Annotated in this window: 7 protein-coding genes; 4 read left to right on the top strand and 3 right to left on the bottom strand. The window is 65.1% G+C overall.

Annotation, left to right across the window (positions count from 1 at the left end):
• The first annotated feature begins 257 nt into the window (after positions 1–257).
• Positions 258–4,568, top strand: a complete 4,311-nt coding sequence (locus tag LZC95_34530; protein ID WXA91563.1) for a hypothetical protein — start codon at positions 258–260, stop codon at positions 4,566–4,568.
• Here LZC95_34530 and LZC95_34525 read toward each other — a convergent pair.
• Positions 4,537–5,424: a hypothetical protein gene (locus LZC95_34525; GenBank protein WXA91562.1), complete on the bottom strand. Its 888-nt coding sequence runs from the start codon at positions 5,422–5,424 to the stop codon at positions 4,537–4,539. The genes LZC95_34530 and LZC95_34525 overlap by 32 nt on opposite strands.
• Positions 5,425–5,768: 344 nt before the next feature.
• Between LZC95_34525 and LZC95_34520 the strand changes: the two genes are divergently transcribed.
• From LZC95_34520 to LZC95_34510, 3 genes are all read left to right on the top strand, one after another.
• Positions 5,769–7,475 (top strand): bifunctional metallophosphatase/5'-nucleotidase, encoded by a 1,707-nt coding sequence (locus LZC95_34520; protein WXA91561.1) that lies wholly within the window; start codon positions 5,769–5,771, stop codon positions 7,473–7,475.
• A gap of 27 nt (positions 7,476–7,502) precedes the next feature.
• Positions 7,503–9,176, top strand: coding sequence for a hypothetical protein (locus LZC95_34515; protein WXA91560.1), 1,674 nt, complete (start codon positions 7,503–7,505; stop codon positions 9,174–9,176).
• Positions 9,177–9,430: 254 nt separating this feature from the next.
• Positions 9,431–10,624 carry a PepSY domain-containing protein gene (locus LZC95_34510; GenBank protein ID WXA91559.1) on the top strand — a complete coding sequence of 398 codons (1,194 nt, stop codon included), beginning with the start codon at positions 9,431–9,433 and terminating at the stop codon, positions 10,622–10,624.
• A gap of 100 nt (positions 10,625–10,724) precedes the next feature.
• Here the strand turns inward: LZC95_34510 and LZC95_34505 are convergent, their stop codons facing one another.
• Complete coding sequence (locus LZC95_34505; protein WXA91558.1) at positions 10,725–14,624, bottom strand: amino acid adenylation domain-containing protein; 3,900 nt, start codon at positions 14,622–14,624, stop codon at positions 10,725–10,727.
• Positions 14,621–23,491, bottom strand: a complete 8,871-nt coding sequence (locus LZC95_34500; protein WXA91557.1) for an amino acid adenylation domain-containing protein — start codon at positions 23,489–23,491, stop codon at positions 14,621–14,623. Before LZC95_34500 ends, LZC95_34505 begins: the two co-directional genes overlap by 4 nt.
• Positions 23,492–23,495: the final 4 nt, after the last annotated feature.

Below are 23,495 nucleotides of genomic sequence, written 5' to 3'. Positions count from 1 at the left end.
ACGGGAGCTAGGTCCCCACGTTACCCGTCGGACATCGGAGAGCTTCGCGTCGTGTCATTGTGACAGCGCAGACTCGGGAATGAAGCGGAGTGGACATCGCCAGAAACGGGTGAGCAGCTCGCATTGCGGTACCTGCGATATGCGTTCGTGGCTAGAGTGCCATTCGCGAAGAGGGGATTGTGGCACGACGGACCGACGTAATCCGGATCGAAAGCGGCTCGTCACGAGGAACGGGCTTTCTGATTGACGAACAGCGCGTGCTCACCGCTTTGCATGTCTTGGGGCGGGTCGAAAAAGGGCAGCTCGCATTTCATGGGCGAGACCTGCAGCTCACGGCTGCCGTTCGCGAGGGCGAGTCATTCCGTTTTCCGGTTTGCGAGCCACGGGTCGAAGATATCCAATTCGACGAACGGCTCGATTGGGCTTGCATCAACGTGGGCAGCGCGCTTTCGGGCGCCGATCGGCTGCATACCGGCGAGTTGACCGATTCGGACCGAGAAGCGCGATGGCATGCGTACGGTTTCCCCGGAAATAGTCCGGATGACGGCACGGCGACGGCGGGTACCGTGACGACGCCGTCGGCGATGGTGACCCTTCGGGGCAACAAGGTCAGCGCCATTCAGCTGTTCTCGCAGGAGGCGGCCGCAGGTGCCGGTGGTGTCGTTCATGGTTATTCCGGCGGCCCTGTCATCGTCGACGATCGGGTCATCGGTATTCTGGTTGCAGCGAGTGTCGATGAGGAAACGGGGCACGCTCAGCACGGGACGCTTTACGCACTTCCCTTGAGCGCCGTTGGTATATCCCTCCCGAAAATCGAGTGTCCGTATCCAGGCCTCCGCCCGTTCGAGCCCCTGGATGCGGCACGAAACCGCTTCTTTGGCAGGGATGCCGAGACCGAACAAGTGCTCGAGCGTCTGCGCAACGGCGAGCGACAGATCGTGGTCGTGGGGCCATCCGGCTCGGGCAAGTCGTCGTTCGTGAGAGCCGGGTTGGTCCCCCGCCTGCCCCAATTGGATCCGCGCATCGTGGTGCGCAGCTTGCGACCGGGGGCGCGGCCGCTGGAGCGCCTGTTGCAGACGCTTGGCGATCCTGCCGGCGCGAAGGACGGATTGGACCCGCAGTTGGAAGCATCGCCGGACGGCGGCATTGTTTTGATCATCGATCAGCTCGAGGAGCTGTTCACCCAATGCGAGGATGACATCGAGCGGCGGCGATTCGCGGTGGCGTACGGGGAGCTGCGACGGGATCCCCGCTTTCGGCTCATTCTCACGGTCCGTGCCGATTTTTACGGTGAATTGATCGACAGCGCGTTGTGGCCGCACCTCTCCGAGCAGTCGTATCGGCTCGAGCTCGCGCCGCTGCGCGGTCCTCAGCTCGCCGCCGCGATCGAGGGGCCTGCGCGAGCATTGGGGGTCGTGGTCGAAGAAGGCTTGCGCGAGAATCTACTCGCCGATGCGGCCCTCGAGCCCGGCGTCTTACCGCTCCTGCAAGTGACATTGCGTTATCTCTGGGAGAAACGAAAACGCAATGTCCTGCGCCTCAATGATTACAACACCACCAGCCTCATGGGACGAAATGCCCTTTCCAGGGTGCTCGAGAACACGGCGGACGCCGTGCTGCACCGATTGACGCCGGAGCAACAAATCATGGCGCGGCGCATTTTCTTGCGGCTCGTCAGCTTCGGCGAGGGAAGGGCACACACACGCCGGCAGCAAACCATCGACGCGCTGAAGAGCACCGCGGACGATGCCGCGCAGTTCGAGGCGACGCTCGACAAGCTGACCAGTGGGACATTGATCACCCGCGATATCAAACGACGTGGCGAAGAGCTCATCGAGATCGTCGACATGGCGCACGAGGCCCTCATCAGCGACTGGCGGAAGCTCGCAGGCTGGATCAAGGACCGGAGCGCGGACGAGCAGCGACGGCGTACGCTCGATGCGGAGGTCCAGGAATGGATCGCGCACGGGCGCGACACCGTGGGGTTGCTCGACCATGTGCAGCTCGCCGAGGCCGAGGCATGGGTGAAGAGTGACGCCGCACGCGACGTGGGGTACGCCAAGGATCTCACCGATTTTCTCGCCACGAGCCGCCGCGTCATCGAAGACCGGGAGCGACGTCGCCTCTGGCGAACGCGCATCACCATTGGGGGGCTTGCCGTGTTTTCGGCCGGCCTGACGTGGCTCTCGTGCGTGGCGAACCGTGAAGCGCTCAAGTCGAGGCAACAAGCGAAGGTCGCCGAAGAACAGAAGCTGGAAGCGCGGCGGGTTTTGGGCGAGTCGTACATGGAGCAGGGGCGCCAGCTCGTGGTCGAGGGGCGACCGCAGCGCGCATTGCCATTTCTCGTCGCGGCCCGTGAACAGGGAATCGAGAACAATGCATTGAAATTGCTCTTCGCGGGCGCGCGGCCGCTGGCAAAGACGTGGTTCGTCGGCCATTCCGACGTGGTCCGCGACGTTGGCATCAGCCCGGACGGCACGCGTGTGGTCACCGCGAGCCAGGACAAGACAGCGCGCATATGGGATGCGATCACCGGCAAGCCGATCACACCGCCGCTTCAGCATGGTGATTGGGTGAGAGCGGCTTCGTTCAGCCCCGACGGCACCCGCATCGTTACCGCCAGCAACGATCAAACGGCACGCGTGTGGGACGCCCTCACGGGCAAGCCGCTTGGTCCTCCGCTGCCACATCGCGCAGTGGTGGACGGCGCGTCTTTCAGCTTCGATGGTTCGCGGGTCGTCACCGCGAGTGCCGACGAGACCGTGCGTGTGTGGGACGCGACGACCGGAGAGCCAATCACCCCGCGGCTCAACGAGACTCGCAATAGGGTCGTGCTCACGGCTAGGATGTCCGTGGCCTTCAGCCCAGACGGAAAGCGCATCGTGGCTGCGAGCATTTCCGAAAAGACCGTGCAGATGTGGGACGCCGTTACGGGCCAGCCTCTGAAGCCCAGCATCGAGGAATCCAATGTATATGGATTGAGGTTTAGTCCCGACGGGGCAAGCATTTTGACGGCGAGCTTGAATCATGTCGCCACGCTTTGGGACGTGAAAACAGGCCGCGCGCTGACACCGCCACTGACGCATCTCGCGGAGATTTACTCGGCCGTATTCAGTGCCGATGGTTTACGGGTCGTCACCGCCAGCGCAGACCACACCGCGCGCGTATGGGACGTGAAGACGGGCCAGCCGCTGACCCCTTATCTGCGTCATGACGATAGCGTCGTTTCCGCCTCATTCAGCCCCGATGGGACACGTATCGTGACCGCGAGTACGGACAAAACGGCCCGCGTATGGGATGTGAGCTCGGCCGCGGCACTGACACCTTCACTCGAGCATCAGGGATTCGTGAATGCCGCCGTGTTCAGCAGCGACGGGACGCGGGTCGTGACGGCGAGCGATGACAAGACCGCGCGCGTCTGGGAAATACCCCATCCATCGGCCATCGGGCGCCCTGCTTCGAGTGATGCCTCGCTCAACCGCGATGCCACACGGTTGGTGACCGCAGGGGGGCGAGGCGCACCGCACGCGGGGCATATATGGGATTCGAGGACGGGAATCGAGCTTACGCCGCCGCTCGCAGAATCCTTCGCGCACGTTGCCCGATTCAGTCCGGACGGTACACGCGTCGTGACAGCGGGCGGAGACAAGACGGCGCGCGTATGGGACGCAACCACGGGGCAGCCGGTCACGCCACCCCTGGAGCACGACGGATCCGTGGATATTGCATCATTCAGCCCGGACGGCGCGCGGATTGTGACCGGGAGTCACGATAAAAACGCGCGCATATGGGACGCAAGAACGGGCCAGCTGATTGCGCCGCCGCTCCAACATGAAAAAGAGCTGCGCGCTGCATCGTTCAGTCCGGACGGCTCGCGTGTCGTGACGGCGAGCAACGACTCCACGGCGCGGGTATGGGACGCCGCGACAGGTAAGCCCATCACGGGGCCGCTCAAACACGACTTACCCCTGAGTAGTGCGCATTTCAGTCCGGATGGCACGCGCGTCCTGACCTCGAGCTACGACGGGACGGCCCGCATCTGGGATGCCACCACGGGCCAGCCGGTCATCTCGCCGATCAAGCACGACAATGCTGTCCTCGACGCGTCGTTCAGCCCCGATGGTTTGCGTGTCGTGACCGCGAGCCGCGATCGCACGGCGCGCATCTGGGACGCGCAAACAGGAAAGCCGTTGACACTGCCGCTCTTGCATCAGGGCGAGGTGCGCAAGGCGTCGTTCAGCCCCGATGGGACCCGCGTGGTCACCGGAAGCGCCGACAAGACGGTTCTCGTATGGGATGCGAGCAGCGGTAAACCTCTTATCCTGCCATTCACGCACGCTACTTCGGTAACCGACGTGTCGTTCAGTTTTGACGGAGCGTGCGTGGTGAGCACCGGCTTCCAAGAGCCCGCGCGGATCTGGCCCGTTCCCTTGGACCAAGGGACACTCGAGCAGTGGCAAAATATCGCGCGGTGCGACCCGTACGTCCTTCAGCGTGGCCGGCTCGAGGTTCAAACCCCGCCGGACACATGCTGGGCTAGCCCTTCGACTCCACCACCGGCGCACTGAGTCCGTATTCGGCAAAAAGGTCGCCCATTCCGCCGTCCGATATCCATTCCTCGGTCTTCGGAGGCGCGGAAATCTGCGAGGGTTCGCCGCATGCTTGGGCGTGGGTCAAACGCGCCTTGAAGGTATGGAGATGCTTGTTCGCGAGCGTGCGTAGTTCGAGCACGCAGTCTTTCGGTTGCAAGCCGCGAAAGGTATTCCCATCTTTCTCGACCCATTGTGCAAGGCACCGTAGAACGGCCGCGTGGTAGCGCTCCTCGAGCAAGATTCGCGTTAGCTCGTACGGTAATTGAAATACGGGATTGTCGTCGGAGTCTTCTCGGACGATGGCATCCGACAGCGCAATCATGCGCTTGTAGCCATGGCTCGCCGTGTCTTCGAGCTCTGCGCAAAAGCCATAGAACTCGAGGAGCGTCATGGCGTCGATCTCTTTGGCAAACGCCGGCACCTGCTCGAAAAAAGCCCCGATGGCAATGGCCAATCGCGCAAACACGCTCCCCGAGCAACCGGCGAGGGTGACCTCTCCCTCGAGCTTTCCCTGGATTTCCTCCAAGGCTGGATTGCGATCGCCATCGGCCAAGCGAACGGCCCCCAGCAACCGGGTATGCCCTTCTTCCTGCGCCCAGATGCCTTTGACGACCTTTGCAGCGACACCGGGGACGCCCCCCTCGGCCGCATCGGGAACGCGGCGGCGAATTTCGGGCAAGCCATAAATGCGTGTGACCATGGCCTCACGTTGGTGGGCGACGCGCAGCCATGCGTCGAGCTCCTGCCTCGGATGCCCCTTGAAACGATGTTTGAGTTCCTCGGCGACACGCTCGGTATGAGCGACGACCAACCCCGGTTGCATGATGGCCACGAAATTAACATGGCCCTCCCCACCTCGCAATCACGGCTGGCGCCGTTGTCACAATGACGTGGAGCACTGTCGGTACCATTCGTGCCACGGGCACGGTTTACGGTGGTCACGTAAACTCGAAACCCTGCCGATGCGCGTGGACGAGCCGTTCGAGGCGCGCTCGTGAATGAATGAACATTGGATTGGTATTTCGTATTCGCGGTCGTGGAAGCGTTTGTCAGGAGGACTCCGGCGTCGTCGGGTTCCGTGCACCTGTGCACGTATCCCCAGGAGGGGCCGCTCGCGCGCATAATGGGTCGAAACGATAGGACTCCGCGCGACAATCGATGTAATAGCTTTGCCATATGAAGGCTCTTCGTGGAAAATCCGGCGTTCTCGCCTCCTTGCTCTTCTTGCTCCTCCTGCCCGCGTGTGGTGGAAATGCGTCTACCCCGCCGGATGCGCCCATTCCGGCGGCCGCTTCCAGCGCCTCTGCGCCCACCGCGCTGCCGGCGCCGGCACATGAGCCGTGGACGCTCACGATCCTGCATACGAATGACGTGCACAGCCGTATCGATCTGGTGAAGGATGGCGACGGGCCGGACGTGGGCGGTGTGATCCGGCGCAAAGCCGTGGTGGATCGCGTGCGCCGCGAGCGCGGTGCGGATGGCGTGTTGCTCGTCGATGCGGGCGACTTCAGCACCGGCACCGTGTGGTACCCCGTTTGGGGAGGGGCGGAGTCGGTCTTTGCGATGAATGCGCTGGGCTACGATGCCATCACCTTGGGCAATCATGAATTCGACTCCGGGGTCGATCATTTGTCGCACGTACTTCGCGGCGGAACGTGGTCCGTTCTGGGCACGGAGCGCACGACGCAGAAGCTCGCTGCCCAGGTGGTCGTCAGCAACCTCGATGTCTCGGGGTCTTCCAGTATGCGCGACGTCCTCGTGCCGCGCGCGATCGTTCGGCGTGGCAAGGAGCGCGTGGGAATCGTGGGCGCGTTGACCGATGCGTTGCCGGAGAGCGTCGAGCGCGAAGGCGTCCGCGTCTTGCCGTACGTCGAGAGCGTCCAGAAACAGGTCGACGCCCTCGCCAAGGAAGGCGTCGACAAAATCGTCCTCGTGTCACACTGCGGGACGAAGGTGGATATCGCCAATGCGCCAAGCATCGCAGGGGTCGACGTCATCGTGGCGGGACACGATCACGGCCTCTTCGGAGACGCCACCCTGCTCGAGGCCTCAGGGCTTGCCAAGAGTGTGGCCGCACAGCGGAAAGGGGACTACCCGCTGCATTTGACCGGCAAAGACGGAGCGCCCGTGCTGCTCGTGAGCGCGTTCGCGTGGGGGCGCATTCTGGGGCGTGTGGACGTGACCTTCGATGGGGCCGGGCATATCGAAAAGGCACAGGGCGCGCCCATCGTCCTCTCCAGTGCAGCGAGTGATCCAACGCTCACGGCCACGCTCGATGCAATGCATGCTCCGGTGCGGGCCCTCGGCGACAAAAAGATCGCCGTTCTTCCCCGCGCGCTGCGCCGTGCTTCGCAAGGCCAGTCGGAGCTCGGGGTGACGTTCGCCGATGCGCTCCTCGGTGCAGGCAAGAAGGACGGTGCGGTTGCCGCCCTCGCGGAAGGCGACGCGCGCGCGGACCTCGCCGAGGGGCAACTCTCGTATGGAAAGCTCTACGAGGCATGGCCCTTCGCGTCCAAAATCTTCATCATCGAACTCACCGGTGCCGAGCTCACGCGCGCCGTCGCACACGGACTCGCCCTCGAGCCGCCGCTCCAACTCGCAGGCATGACCGCCAAGATCGCCCCCGCGCAAACGCCCGGGCAGGATGCAAAGGTTCTCGATCTGCGCATCGGCGGCCGCCCCGTCGTGGCCACTGGGCGCTATTCCATCGCGGTCGATGACTGGATTGCGGGCGGCGGCGATGGCTTCACCTGGTTCAAGAACGCCGCCAAGAAAAAGGTGAGCCTGATGCAGGTGCTCGACGCCATGGTCGCGGAGCTTTCCGCACACCCGGCCGCATCGCGCACGCCGGAGAAACGCGTTTCCGTCGTCGCCGCACCGTAACGTCACGCGTTGCGATATGAAGGGGCCGTGAGAACGTCTTCCGCAGTTCTAATCGTCGGCGTGTGCCTCGGGGTGGTCGCGGCGTGCAAGAAGAAGGAGGCGGCGCCGGTCGCCGTGCAGCAAGCGGATGCGGGAGACGAAGCGACCTTCGAGGTCGGATCGGACGAGCGACGGCTCGCATTCGAGATTGTCGCGACGTACCGGAATCAATCCGTGAGCAAAGCGCCGCCGTTCCACGTGGATGGCGGCGCATGGACCTTCTTCGATGCCAAAACGGCCGATGGCATCTTCTTCGGATTTGGATTCGATCGACCTTCGAGCGGCGACATGCCCATGGCCTCGGTCGTTCTCACCGTTCCAGATCGAGGCCATGGCAAGCGGCTCGTGGACTCGATCGCGCGTACATTCGGAGGCGAAATACCGGCAGAGAAAGAGCCGCAACCGCTGGCCCCGCGGCCGTTTCGGGCGGTGTTCCTGGGGACGGATCTCGTTCGCACGAACAAGGGGTTCGGCGGCCACGGTGGTGGATACTCCGCGACGAAGCTTTTTCTCGAGCGAGGCGCGCTCCAGGCGGAGGTGTTCTTCAATTTCAACCTCGAAGCGCGGCGCGGCGAATTCGCGGAAAAAGACGCGGACTATGCCAATCCCATGGCCGCCCTGCTCGCCACGGAGCTTCGGGACGGGCCGCGTCCGCGCCGCACGCCTGCAAACGATGCAACGATGACCGACAAGGGCCCCCGGATCGACGGGTGGCGAACCATCGAAGGGCGTGGCTTCCACATGAGCCCCGAGGGCGATCGCTATTGGGTCATCGAGCCGACGGAGGGCCGAGGAGAACGCATGGTCTCCGTGGGCTTTACGCGTCCCGATGATCGCGAAGAGGTCTTTCGATTACCGAACGGCATATTCACCGCCCAATGCTCGAAGACGATATGCCTCGTTCAGGACAAGGTCATGCGTCCAGGCAATCTTTGGCGCAGCAACGATCCGTCGCAGCTTCTGCTTTTCGATCGATCCAAGAAGACGCTCTCGAAGCTGGAAGGACCGTGGGGCGACCTTCCATCGATCCCCGACAACGCCGTAGCCTCCGATGGATCCCTGATGCTCGTCTCGACGATGCTCCAGGTGGATACCGTGTTGCGGCGGCAGGTCTTCTATTTCGTGGGCCGAGACGGGAAGGTGCGGGGACCCATCGATCCTGGCGACGACAAAGGCGTGTACATCCGCCCCATTGCCATCGAAGCATCCCGCGTTGTTCTCGAGAAAACGTCGTTCACCTCGAAGGAGAAGCCCACGTACCTCTCAATCGATCGCGCCACCACCAAGGTATCGCCCATGGATCCGCCTCCCCAATTGGCCAGCGGGCGGGTTTCGCCAGATGGCAAATTCGCCGTGTCGTGCGACGGCGCCAAGGAGATTCGGGTCACGGAATTGGCCACCCGCAAGGTGCGGTCGATTCCCATCGACGAGCAGGACCAACTCGAGTTCGACGGAGCGTGCGTGACCTGGGCGAGCTCGCGCTATTTGGAATATGCAGCATCGTCCCTGCACGGTTTCATCGATGTGACCACGATGAAATTATCCGACGCATTCCCAACGACCGACACGCCCACCGGACCCATGGAATACGACCGCACGTTCCACTTCGTCGTGGGCCGCGACGAACACGCCCTCCGCCTCGGCCGGGTTCTACTGCCATAGCGATGCCTGCAAATGATGAAGGACGTACTTTGAAAGAAATGGACTTTTCGGACCGCTGGGTCACGAGTCGACTGAGCGTCTCGTGCGAAGCGATTGGCCCCAACGCCGCGCGCCGTGAAAATTCAGAGGTGCGAGACTTGGGGCGTGTAAGGCCTTGTGCGGCTCGTTGTCTCGGATGCGCTTGCTAGGAGTCGATCATTTGCTCTCTCGAAGATGGACTATTGCTCGTGGTTCATCGACCTTGAGAGCGCGCCATGAGGTCTTGGTATTTCGTTCACAAATGGACGAGCGTCGTTGCAACCCTGTTTCTCTTGATGCTGTGCGTGACGGGGATGCCGCTGATCTTCCGGCACGAGGTCGATCGTGCGCTCGGGTACGAGATTAGCCCGTCGGAGATTGTGGACTCGGGCCGGCGGGTAGGATTGGACGCCATCATCTCGGCTGCCCGCGCCAAGCGACACGACGACATCGTGCAGTTCGTCTTGACCGAGCCGGGCGAGCCTTGGGTGCGCTACATCCGTCTTGGTAAGACGGTCGAGGACCCGGAGGCGTCGGCCATCGACGGATACGACGTGCGCACGGGCGAGTTTTTGGGCGAGTACGTGCTCGATCGGGGAGTTACGAGCTTCCTCTTGAAGCTGCACGTCGAGATGTTCGCCGGCCTCGCGGGGACCCTGTTTCTCGGATTCATGGGGCTCCTGCTCGTCGCCTCGCTCGTGTCCGGCACCGTGCTGTACGGAACCTACATGCGAAGGCTCCCTTTCGGCACGGTGCGAAGGCGCCGCTCTCCACGTCTCGAATGGCTCGATTTGCACAATCTACTCGGCATTGCGACGTTGGTATGGTTTCTCGTCGTGGGCGTCACCGGAATGGTCAACGCGCTGACGATCCCACTCTTCGCCCATTGGCAACGTACCCACCTCGCCCAGATGTCGGCCATCTACCGTGACGAGCGCGCACCGCCAACCGGCACCTTCGAGGTGGGTTCGCCCGAAAAGGCCCTCGATGCTGCGCTCGCGGCGAGCCCTGGGATGGAGCTCTCCTTCCTGGCCTTTCCCGGTAGCGACTTTGCAAGCCCCCAGCACTTCGTGGCCTTTCTTCAAGGCACCACGCCGTGGACCTCGAAGCTGCTCAAGCCCGTATGGATCGATGCGCGAACGACCCGGGTGCTCGGAACGTGCGATCTGCCCTGGTACTTGACCGTCCTCTTGCTCTCGCGGCCCCTGCACTTCGGGAACTACGGCGGCATGCCGCTCAAAGTCCTCTGGGCCGTGCTCGACGGGCTCACCATCGTGGTGCTCGTCAGTGGTATTCAGTTGTGGCTGCGAAGGCGCCACGTCTCCTTCGAAGCCTGGGTTCGCAGCTCGGAACGTGGCAGGGACGAACTCGATCCCGAAGACCATGCCGCCGAGGTCATCACTCGCCAGAAAGCGATTGGCCGCAGATAGCGAAATAACGATTCGCAACTTGGATCGAGGAGCGGCTCTGCGAGCGTACCGGCCAGTATTGGACGACCCGGCGGCAACTGTACGGGGATGTCGAACTCTGTCAAGGAGGGCCGCCGTTCAGCGTGGCACGCACGCTCGCGTGCACCTCGCTGCCTCGGACGACCGCGAGGTGATCGCCGGATACGCGCATGGTGTGCACGGTGCCGCTCGTGTACCGTTGCCAGTCGACGGGCGGACCGCCGTGGCGCGCGATTGTCTCCTCGCTCCACCAGACCCGAATGGGGACGCGCAATGCGCGCGCGGGCAGCTCACTCAGGCCATTCAGGAAGAGCGCCGCGTCGCGAAGCAGCACGTAACGGTGCCAAAACGCGGAGGCGGGAACGTCATCGGGAAGGAAGCCCCGCGCCTGAGCCCAAATTGCGGCTTGCTCCACACGTTCACGGATGCCGAGGCGCTCGAGACGGATCTCCAAGGCTCGAAGCTCCTCTCTTGGAAGCGCGAGGAACTCCGCTTGGCGGGTGGGGTCGACGTACCCTGCGAGCTCGCGCGCGATATCGGGTGCGTCTCCCGCATAGAGATGCGTGCGCGGTTGCGTATCGAGGATGCCAAGAAACGCAACCGACTCACCCCGTGCCTCGAGCACGTGGGCGACCCCGAGCGCGAGGACGCCACCCAAGGACCACCCCAGGAGATGATACGGTCCGCGCGGCTGCTGCGCTTGCACCTCGTTGGCCATGGCCTCCGTGATGCGTCGGATGGAATCGTCTTCTTGGCCCAAGAGGGGCCCCAGATCCAAACCGAGCACGGGTTGATCGTCGCCGAGGGCGTTGGCGAGCGGCTGGTACTCCGTGACATGGCGGCCCGTTGGGTCGACGCAGAACAGCGGCGGGCGCGTGGTCGCGGCAGGCGACGAGGCGCGGAGCGGCACCACGATGGACGATGCCCGATCCGCCGAGAGGAGGGCGGCCAGGCTTGCGACGGTGGACGCCCGAAAAATGTCCATCAACGAGAGCCCCGTGCCGAAGGCCTGCTGGATCCGATGCATCAGGGGAATGGCGAGCAACGAGTGCCCGCCCAGGTCGAAAAAGTCGTCGTTCACGCCCACCTTCGCCACGCGGAGCACGTCGGCCCAGATGCGCGCGAGCGTCTCTTCGACGGGCGTGCGCGGGCTGACGTAGGCGTGCTTGGCGCGACGATCCGTAGGGCTGGGAAGCGCCTTTCGATCCACCTTGCCATTGGCGGTGAGGGGAAGCCGTGCAAGCACCACGACGTCGGTTGGGATCATGTAGTCTGGCAGCCGCGGGCCGAGAAATTCGCGCACGCTCGTTTCATCGATGGCGGCCGCCGGCTCCTTCGGGACGACGTAGGCCACGAGCGCGAAACCCTCCTCCTGCCGCGCCATCACGATGGCTTGGCCGATGGCCGGATGCTCCGACAAGCGCGCCTCGATCTCGCCCAGCTCCACGCGAAACCCGCGGATTTTGAGCTGGTGATCGCGGCGGCCGATGAACTCCACGGTGCCGTCGGGCCGGTACCTTGCGAGGTCGCCCGTTCGATAGAGGCGCGCGCCTGTCGCAAAGGGATGCGGCACGAATCGCTCTGCGGTGAGATCCGGCCGTCCCAAGTAACCGCGCGCCAGACCGGCGCCGCCGAGATAAAGTTCGCCCACCGCGCCCACGGCCGCTGGCTCGAGTTTCGAATCGAGCACGTACGACTCATCGCCGCACAGCGGACGCCCGATCGGCACCGAGGCGCACCCAATGCGATCGCGCCAATCGCGAAGCGGCAGCACCAGAGCACCTACGGTCGTCTCGGTGGGCCCGTAGTGGTTCACCACCGCGCAGGTGCCACCCAGCGCGGCGATGCGGTCTGCAAGGGCCACGGAAAGCGCTTCACCGCCGAGAACGAGAAACCGGCGCGGCAACACGGCCCGGCCTTGACCGGCATCGAGCAACGCGCCGAGATGCGACGGCACGATCTTCAGCACATCGAGCGAGAACCGCGCGGTGTACTCGGCAAACCGCCGCCCATCCGTGGCCGTCTCGTAGTCGATCACGTGAAGGCATCCGCCCGTGGCCAGCGACGCGAAGATGCTCGTGTTGCCCAGATCGGCGCTCAACGTCGTCACGGTGGCGAAGTGGAGGCCCGGCTCGAGTTCGAGCGTCCCGCAGAGCGCCTGCGTGTAATTGGCAATGCCGCGATGGGTAATGCCCACGCCCTTCGGCACGCCGGTCGACCCCGAGGTGAAAATCACGGATGCGAGATCGTCGAGCCACACGGGCCCGCCGGGATTCACGTCCCATTCGGCCGCTGGAGAATCGTCATCGATGCGAACGACGGTGCAGTCCATCGCGGGCCATGCGATCTCACGATTCGTGAGCACGATGGAGAACGCGCCATGCTGCAGCTGCTGCGCGAGACGTGCGGCGGGCGCCTGCGGATCGAGCGGAGCATAAGCGCCACCGGCTTTGAGAATGCCGAGAAGGCCGGCGATCATGTCGGCAGACCGTTCGCAGCAGAGACCTACGGGGCTCCCGGCCTTCGAACCGCGTCGCGTCAGATCGTGCGCAATCCGATTGGCGCGTCGATTGAGCTCGCGGTACGTCCATCGCTGCTCGCCGCAAAGGACCGCGAGTGCATCTGGCCGTCGTGACGTTTGCTGCTCGAAGGCGCGGTGAAGGGGCAGGGGAGCCGAATCCGCCACCTTGGCGCGCCCCTCGGTGAGCCTGCGCGTACGCTCGGCGGCCCCGAGGATGCTCAGCGCGCCCACGGGCGCATCCCAGGCCGTCTCCAACGAGCCAACCAGCGCGATGTATTGCTCCGCGAGGGCTCCCGCACCACCGGCCGACACGCGGTGCGCGTCGTACCAGATCGTCATGGAGATTCCCTCGCGGCGCACGAGCGACAGCGCGAGCTTGAGGCCAGGTGGGCCCATGCACACGGCCTCGATTTGCCAGGATAGGCCCGCGGCCATCACGGCCTCCGGAATTTCCTCGCAGGCAAACCCGATCCAATCCGACGTGCCGCGTTGCACCTCGGGCCACTCGGGCGTGCGCTCCGCTGCATCCTGCTGCTCGAACTCTGCTTCCAGCGAAGCCTGCACCTGGCGCACGAGCTCACCGAACGACGTCGCATCGTCGACCCGGCACACCGCCGGCATCCAGCTGGCCACGGGACCCATCACCTCGTGCAGATCCTCGAGGTGCCGCCCCGCCGAAAGCACCGCCACCGCGAGATCGTTTCGCGCGGCGAACCGTGAGAGATGCACGAGCCAGGCTGCCAAAAGAACCGTCGATACCGTCACGCCGTGACGGCTTGCCAGTGATCCGAGTCCGTCCGCCACCCCGGCGCCAACCTCGATTTCCACGGAGGCACAAGCCGCACGTGCTTCGTCCGAGGTGCCCTCGAAGGGCAGGACGAGTGGCGCCGCCGAAGGCGCCTGCGACACGGAACCGTCGTGAAGCTCGTTTTGCCACTCCGAAAATTGCGCATACTGCGCGGGTTCCTCCGCGTCATCTTCGGCCCGTGCGTAAGCCTCGGCGAGCTCGCGCACGAAAAGACGCAGCGTCCATGCATCGGCCGAGAGCGCGGGCAGCACCAGGAGAAGCTCGTGGTGCTCGGCGCCGCATCGAAGGAGCAGCACATCGAGCACCGGCCCCTGGGCCACGTCGAAATCCCGCCGCGCCGCCTCGTTCCACGAGGTGGTGATGGCAGTTCGCTGTTCGGCCTCCGCGCGGCCCTCGAGGTCCACGTAGCGCCACCCGAAGGCGCCCGCGCCGGCCCTCTGGATGGGGAACTTGAGACGCGCATCGCGATGAAAGGTCGTTCGCAAGATCTCGTGCCGCTCGACGACTTCCCGCAACGCGCGTGTGAGCCGCTCGTGCTCGATGCGCCCCTCGATGCGAACGCGCGCCCGCACGGCGGCCGAAACGCCATGCTGGCGCAACGTCCAGAGACGCCGCTGCACGGGAGAAAGACCTACGCCTTCCAGGCCCGTCACGGGGTCACCTCCAGCTCGGCGTGCGACATCATCTGGCCCATGGCCACCACGATCTTGCGCGGGCCTTTGAAGGGATCGCGGCCGTGGGCGACGAGCATGTTGTCGAGCAACAGCAGATCGCCGCTCCGCCATGGATTGCGTACGGCGCAGCGTTCGTAGAGTTCACCAAGCACGCGCGTGGTCTCTTCGTCGATCGGAGACCCGTCGCCGTAGGTGACGTTGCGCGGCAGCCATCGCTCACCGAGCATGGCCAAGAGCGATTCCCGTACGGGCGCTTCCAGATACCCGGGGTGGTGGAGCTGTATCTGATTGAAGAAGACCCACTCGCCCGTCTTGGGATGCCGAAGCACCGCCGGGCCGCGCTGGCTGATACGCAAGCGCCCGCCGTCCATCCAATCGCAACGCATGCCGCTCACCCGGCAACGCTCCTCCACCACCATGGGCTCGTTCGTATGGAAAAAGTCCTGCCAGCTCACGTCGTATCCGGGGGTGAAGTTGCGCACGTACAGAAGGCCCAATCGCTGAAAGCGTGCGCGCAGCTCGGGCGAAAGCGCCTCGTAGAGACGGCGGCAGTCGACGATGGGCGTGGCGCCGCCTTCCGGCGAGGCTTGGGTGCAGAAGAACCACTGCTTGAGCGGCCAGCGCGGTAGATGCGAGCTCTCGTTGTGGAAGAGAATGGCCTTGTCGGCGGGATACGGTGTGGAGCCGTACACCTGCTTGCCGGCCTTCTCGCGCGGCAGATCGCCGTACTCGCCGAACAGCTCGCCGCACACGTTCCGCGCCACGTCCTCGAAGTCTTCAACGGACGTCAGCCCGAAACCGCGGAACAGCAGCGCACCGTGTTGGAACAGCTTCTCCTCGATGAACGTGCGCTCCGCCTGCGCCCACGCCGCAAGATCCACGTCGCGGCGGGCCGGCTCGATGACCAGCGGCATCGGTTCGGCGGGCGTGACGAGGCGTGTGGTGATGAACGCGTCCGTCGGAGCCTGTACCTGGGATGCCACGGAGGCAGCCGCGCGCTTGAAGCTCTTGAGGCCGCCCGCCGGAAGTGCGCGACCTCGTTTGGCGCGCTCTTTCGGCTCGGCGGTCGCAAGGGCCGTGATGCGGACCTCGGGCTCGGCCGCGATGCGCCGCAGGATGGTGAGCAGCGACGTGGCCATCGTCTCGATGGTCGTCGCCTCGAACAGGTCGGCACGGTACTTCCACACGCCGATCATGCCCTCGCTCGTTTCCTCGACGAACAACGCGAGGTCGAACCGAGCCGCGTCCCATTCGAGATCCATCGCGCGGAAGCGAAGCCCGGGCAGCTCGAGATCGGTTGCCGGTGTGTTCTGCATGACGAACAACGTCTGCACCAGCGGATGGCGTCCGGGAACGCGCGGGGCGCGCACGGCATCGACGACCTGCTCGAAGGGCAATTCCTGGTGCGCGTATGCTTCCAAGGTCGTCTCGCGAACGCGGGCGAGAAGCTCGCGGAAGGTCGGCGCGCCGCCGAGATCCGTGCGGAGGACGAGCAGATTGACGAAGAAGCCAATGAGCCCCTCGGTCTCGACACCGCCGCGGCCCGCTACGTCGGTCCCGAGCATGAGATCCGTCTGACCCGTGCGCTGATGCAGAAAAACCTCGAAGGCGGTGAGCAAGGTCATGAACAGCGTCGCACCTTCACGCTGTCCGAGGCTTCGAAGCGTGCCCGCGAGCTCGGGATCGATGCCCATCTCGAAGCGCCCGCCGCGGTAGCTCGGTGCACCGACGGGAACATGGTCGGGACGCAGATCGAGCGCGGGCGGAGGATCCTGGAGACGCTGCCTCCAATAGCCAAGGTGGGCCTCGCGCACCGGCCCGCGCATCCAGTCGCGCTGCCACACGGCGAAATCCGCATACTGGATCGGCAGGGGGCGGAGCGTCGAAGGACGCCCCGATCGCTCCGCATCGTACAGCTCCGCGAGTTCACCCACGAGCACGCTCATGGACCAGCCGTCCGCCACGATGTGGTGCACGACCAGGACGAGCACGTGCTCACCCGCGCCGAGCTTCGCCGCGGCCACGCGGATCAGCGGCGCGCGGCCGAGATCGAACGGCCGACTCGCTTGCTCCGCGGCCATGCGCTGGACGCGGGTCTCCTTGTCCGAGGCCGATGCATCCGAAAGATCGAAGGCCTCGAAGGGGACCTTCGCGTCCTGCGCGATCACCTGCACCGGCTCGCCATCCTTGGTGCCGAACGACGTGCGCAGGGCCTCGTGGCGGGCGATCAGGGCCCCGAGGCTTCGCTCGAAAAGGCTCAAATCGAGCTCGCCCGTCACGCGAACGGCGGCTGTCATATTGTACTCGGCGCTGTCGGGTTCCAGCTGCGAGAGGAACCACAGTCGCTGCTGGGCAAACGACAGCGGGAGCGGCTTTTCCCTCGGTACTCGAACCAGCGGGGGTGGAGACGCGAAGCCCACCGCACGTCGCGCATCGATTTCCCGAGCGAGTTCCGCCACGGTAGGGTGATCGAACAGGCTGCGAAGCGGCAATTCGATGCCGAGGGCACGGCGGACGCGTGAGACGGCGCGCGTGGCCAGAAGCGAGTGTCCGCCGAGCTCGAAGAAGCTCTCGTCGACACCCACCAGGGTCACGCCCAGCACCTCCGCCCAGATTTCGGCCAGCCGCTCCTCGGTCGGCGTTCGCGGCCGTGCCGTTGGTGCACGCACGGCTCGTTCTGGCGCCGGCAACGCCTTTCGATTCACCTTTCCGTTGGGCGTAAGCGGCATCCGGTCGAGGGAGACGAAGTCCGATGGGATCATCGAATCGGGCAATCGCGTCTTCAAAAACGCCCGCACGCGGTCGCCATCGATCGCGGCCGAAGAGGAAGACACGACGTAGGCGACGAGGCGCGGCGTTCCCGAATCCTCCCGTGCGACGACCACGGCATCCTGGACCCCTGGATAAGCCCTCAACGAGGTTTCGACCTCGCCCGCCTCGATCCGGAAGCCTCGGATCTTGAGCTGGTTATCCCAGCGGCCCAAAAATTCGAGCGTCCCGTCAGGATGGAAGCGCGCCCGATCCCCGGTGCGGTAAAGGCGGCAGCCCGGACGCTCGCCGAAGGGATCCGGAACGAAGCGCTCGGCCGTGAGCGCGGGATGGCCAACGTAGCCACGCGCAAGCCCCGCGCCCCCGATGTAGATCTCGCCGACGAAGCCGCTCGGAACGGGTTGAAGGTGCCGGTCGAGCAAATAGATCTGCGTATTGGCAAGCGGGCGACCAAGCGGAATCGGGCCTTCGGCCGAGGTGATGCGTGCAAGACTCGACCAGACCGTGGTCTCCGTGGGCCCATAAAGATTGATGGGCGTGACGCCGGCCTTCAAGAATGCGTTCGCAAGATCGGGCGTCATCGCTTCGCCGCCCGAGAGCGCGCGAATGCCCTCGAGCTCGAGCTGCCCATGCGCGAAGAGCATCTTCCATGCAGTCGGTGTGGCTTGCAAGACGAGCGCGCCATGCGGCGCCGTGACGGATGCCAGAAGCGCGGCCAGTCGCTCGCTGTTCACGACCTCGTCGTGGCGGGCGATGACGACGCGACCCCCCACGACGAGCGGAAGAAAGAGTTCGAGCACGGCGATATCGAACGAGATCGAGGTCGTGCCAAGCAGGACGAGTTCTGCGCCGGCCTGGAGATGCTCGATCATCGAGTGCAGGAAGTTCCTCACGCCTTCGTGACGGACCATCACGCCCTTGGGACGGCCCGTGGAACCGGACGTGTAGATGACATACGCCGCCGCATGCCCGTCGACGCGAACGTCGGGATCGGATGTCGGCTCCGTTGCAAATGGCCACTCCACGCCATCGAGCGCGATCGCGCGGGTTCGCCCGGGTGACTCGGCCAGCCGTTGCTTTCCGGTGAGAAGCCATTGGAGGGAGGCGTCTTCCACCATGGCGCGCAGGCGCTCGGGCGGATAGGTCGGGTCGAGCGGCACGTAAGCGGCACCCGCCATGAGGACGCCCAAAAGCCCGATCACCATCTCGAGCGAGCGTTCGACGCAGACGCCGACCAATGATTCGGGGCCGATACCCTGCCGGCGAAGATAGTGAGCGAGCTGGTTGGCCTGCGCGCAGAGGTCCCGGTACGTCAGGTGGCGCTCGCCGCATGTGACCGCGACGGCATCGGGGGTCCGTCGCGCCTGCGCAGCGACCATCTCCGGCAAGCAGGCCTGGCTCGCGGGCTCGAACGATGTGGCGTTGTACGCGACGACGAGTCGCTCATGCTCGGCTCGGCCGATGAGGCCCAAGGTACCGAGGGGCGCGTCGGGGGCTTCGCCCATGTGCTCCATCAACACGCCCATCGCGTTCCCCATTTGCGCGACCATGGCGCCGTCGACCTTCGCCGTGTCGTACGAGAAGAGGAAGGAGAGCTCGGCGCCAGGAACGACGTACAGGGTGAGCGGGTAGTTCGTCCACGCTTCCTGCGCCTTCACCTCGATCCCGAGGGCCTGGCCGTGTTCTTCGAGCGCCTCGTCGACAGGGTAATTCTGGAAGACGAGCAGTGTATCGAACAGCGGTGTCCCGCGAGGTACGTCGCTCCAGGTCTGGACCTCCACGAGCGGCGCGTGCTCGTACTGTCGGAGCTCCAGGTTGACCGACTGGATCTCCCGCAGCCAGTGGGCGAGGGGTGCGGAAGGGCGTGCCTGCACGCGAAGGGGGAGCGAGTTGATGAACGCACCCATGATCGATTCCGCATCGGGAAGGTCGGCTGGGCGGCCTGCCACGGTCACCCCGAAGAGTACGTCTTCCTCCCCGCTCAACCGAGAAAGGACCAGCGCCCACGCCCCTTGCACCAGCGTGTTGAGTGTCACGCCTTGCTCTCGGGCAAAGCGCGTTACGGCGGCGGAGATCGGGGCGGGCAGGCGGACGCGGTGCTCGCGCACCCCTGCGATCTCGGACTCGGAAAGCGAGCGGCTGGAGCGCGGCACCTCGGGTAGACGCGTCGGTGTGGTGAAGCCATCGAGGTGCGCGCGGAAGAACGCTTCGGCGGCCGTCATCGACTGCTGCGCGAGCCACGCGATGTAGTCGCGGTACGGTGCAGGAGAACGGACCGGTTCGGGCGTGCGGCCCTCCCGCAATGTCGCGTAGAGATCGAGCCACTCGCGGATGACCAGCCCCTGGCACCAGCCGTCGAGCAACGCGTGGTGAACGCTCCACACGACGTCGTGCGCATCGTCATCGCGACGCAGAATCGCCACGCGCACGAGCGGCGGCTTCGCGAAGTCGAACCCGCGGGCCCGATCCCGTTCGAGGTACCGCTCGAGTAGGGCCGATTGCTCTTCGATCGAGACACCTCGCGCATCGATGTGCTCGATGGGCAGCTCCGCCGCGCGCAGGACGATTTGGTGCGCATCATCCAGCGACTCGCTCGCGCCGTCGCCACTCAGAGAGAAGCCCGTGCGCAGAATCGGATGGCGCGCGCTGAGGAGTCGCCACGCCTGGCCGAGCGCGTCCACGTCCAAGCCGCGCGCGAACCTGCAGACGATCTGGTTGAAGTAGGGACTCGTCTCCGGCGACAGCAGCGCGTGAAAGAGCATTCCCTTCTGCACGGGCGATGCTGGATAAGCATCCTCGAGTGCATCTCCATGCCGTCGCTGCAGCTCGCTGCGAGGTTCGGGGGCCAGGCGAGCCAGCGAAAAGGGCACGCGCTCCGCCGGACGGGGTGGCGCCGCTGCGGGCGTTTCGGTGAGGGTCGCTGCGAGAGCGGCGATGGTTCGGTGCGCAAAAAGTTGCTTCGGCAAGATCCGCAAGCCTTTGCGCCTCGCTCGGGCGATGACCTGCAGGCTCAGGATGGAGTCTCCACCGAGCTGAAAGAAGTCGTCTTCCACGCCGACGTCATCCCGGCGCAAGACTTCGCTCCAGATCTCGCAGAGCAGCGCCTCGGTCTCATTTCGGGGTGCCACCCGACCGGAAATGCGTGATGTCTGCTCGGGCACCGGCAGGGCCGCCCGGTCCACCTTCCCATTCGCCGTCAATAGAAGGCTCGAGAGCGCGAGGATCGCACTTGGAAGCATCGGCTCCGGCAACCGCTGTGCGAGCTGCGCGAGAATCGCGGCTTGAGTGCCATGGTCGAACGTGGCTTCGGCGGGCAGCACCACGTATCCCACGAGGCGCTTGTTGCCACGGCCATCGTCGCGGGCGACGACAACGGCCTCGTTCACCATCGGTAGAGCACGCAGGTGCGCTTCGATTTCGCCCAGCTCGATCCGGTAACCGCGAATCTTCACCTGATGGTCGGTGCGACCGAAGAACTCGATGGCCCCATCCTCCCGCAATCGGGCCCGATCGCCCGTGCGATAGAGGCGTCCTCCGGAATGCGAACCGAAGGGATCGGGAACGAAGCGCTCGGCGGTCAAGGCGGGCTGCTGGTGGTAGCCGCGGGTGACGCCGGCGCCGCCAATGTAAAGCTCACCGATGACGCCAACCGGCAAAGGTTCCATCTTTCGATCCAGGACATAGGCCTGCAGGTTGGGCAGGGGACGGCCGATCGGAGGGGACCGGTCGACGGCGCCTTCGACGGCCCACGTGAGGGCGCCGACGGTGGTTTCCGTCGGACCGTAGTGATTGACGATGGCGCACGTCGGCGCGAGTGCACGCACGCGATCGAGGAGCTCGGGGGTCGCTGCCTCGCCGCCGAGCACGAGGCAACGCCGCGGCAGCACCCGCGCGGGTCGCGTGGCCTCGAGGAGCGCCGCGAGATGGCTGGGGACGATCTTTAGAACGTCGACACCATGACGGTCCATGTACTCCGCCATGCCCTCGGGATGGAACGTCCGCTCGTCCGGCACGACGTGGAGCGTGCAGCCCGAGCACAGGGCGCCGAACAGGGTGGTGTGTCCCAGATCCGCCGCAACCGTCGAAACGAACGCGAAGCTTGCGTTGTCCCCGCCAGAGGGGATCCTCCTGAGCACGCCGCGCACGTAGTTCACGAGCTGCCGGTGCTCCACGGCGACGCCTTTCGGGCGCCCCGTCGAGCCGGAGGTGTAAATGAGGTAGGCCAACTGCGCCGGGCGATGCTCGATGGGGAGCGGCGAAGATGGCTCGGAGGCGAGGGAAGCGTCGCCGATGTTCAACACCGTCAGCCCTTGGCCGAAGTCGGCCCCGGACCGCGCGATGACCACGCGTGCGCCGCTGTCGAGTGCGATGTCCCTGCGCCGCTCACTGGGAAACTTGGGATCGAGTGGCACGTAGGCCGCGCCGGCTTTGAGCACGCCGAGCAAGCCGACGATCATTTCCACCGAGCGCTCGACGCAAAGGGCGACCCGGTCCTCCACGCCGACATCGAGCGCGCGCAGCCGATGCGCCACTTGGTTCGCCCGCGCATCGAGCTCGCGGTACGAGAGGCGCGCGTCTTCGCACATGACGGCGAGGGTGTCCGGCCGCCGTCGGGCCTCCGCCTCGAACAGCTCGTGTGCGCACATGGTCGTCGGGGCCGGGGCCTCCGTCGCATTCCAGTCGACGAGGATCCGCTGGCGTTCGCGGTCGTTCATGAGCGGCAATTCGCCCAAGCGCGCCTGCGGTCGCGCCGCCATGGCCTCGAGCAGGGTGGCGCACTGCGCGAGCAGCCGGGCTGCGCCTTCGTGCGTGAAACGGCGTCGCTCGTAACAAAGAATGAGCCGCAGCTCGCTCGTCGGTTCGACGATGAGGGACAGCGGATAATTGTTTCGTCCCGCCGTCAGAATGGCGTCACCCGCGGGGCGGCTCGGCCTGGGCAGCGCGCGAATGCGAAGCTCCAAGGGCATTCCCGCCACGTCCTCCTCGGGGTAGCTGTCGAAGACGACGATGCTCTCGAAGAGCGACTGACCCGCGGGCACCTCGCTCCAGCGCTGCAATTGCGACAGCGGCGTCCACTCGTGCTGGCGTAGCTCGCTGTTCCGATCCTGCAGCCGTTGCAGCCAGGGGCCGAGTAGCTCGCCGTCCGCCATGGAGATGCGCGTGGGCAATGTGTTGATGAGCAGGCCGACGATGGCGTCCGAGCCTGCCAGATCCGGGGGCCGCCCCGACACGGTGGAACCGAAGACCACCTCGGGCTCGCCGCCATGCCGGTGCAGAAGGCACGACCACGCGCCCTGCACCAACGTGTTGAGCGTGATGCGATGGCTGCGCGCGCAGGCCACGAGCGCCTCCGTTTGGGCGCTCGAGAAGCGAAGCTCGCGCTCGGCGTACGGAAACGCGTCGTCCTCCAACGCACGACCGGGCAGGGCATCGGCTGGGAGGATCGTCGGCGTTCGAAAGCCAGCCAGGGCACTGCGCCAGAACGCCTCGGCGTCCGCTTCGTTCCGAGCTTTGACCCACCCGAGGTACTCGCGGTAGGGCCGGGCCGGCGGGAGGTCCAGCGGCGTCTTGGCGACCAGAGCATGGTACGCGATGAGCGCTTCCCGCAGGACGAGGGCGAAGCTCCAGCCATCGAGCAAAATATGGTGGTGGCTATTGACGAAGTACCAGGCGTCGTCCGCGATGCGAAGGAGCGCGAGGCGCATCAACGGCGGCTTGAGAAAGTCGAAACCGGCCCGGCGATCCTCGGCCATGAAGGCCGCAAAGTCTTCCTCGCGGGCGCGCTCACTTCGCCCGCGCCAGTCGTGCGACTGCAGGGGAATGGTCACGGCCTTGCGGACGACCTGCACCGGCTTGGCGATGCCTTCCCATGCGAAGCACGTTCGAAGGATCGCGTGCCGATCCACCACGACCTGCCACGCTTGCGCGAAGGCCTCCGGGTCGAGTTTTCCCTCCAGCAGAAAGCCCGTTTGGGTGAAGTAAGGGTCGGCCGCCTTGTCCGCGATCGCGTGAAAGAGCAATCCCTCCTGAAGGGGGGAAAGATGAAAGATCGACTCGATGTCCTTTTTCGTTTTCATGAAT

The organism is Sorangiineae bacterium MSr12523, from assembly GCA_037157775.1.
Lineage (GTDB): Bacteria > Myxococcota_A > Polyangia > Polyangiales > Polyangiaceae > Pendulispora > Pendulispora brunnea.
This window is presented reverse-complemented; position numbering and strand designations above follow the sequence as displayed.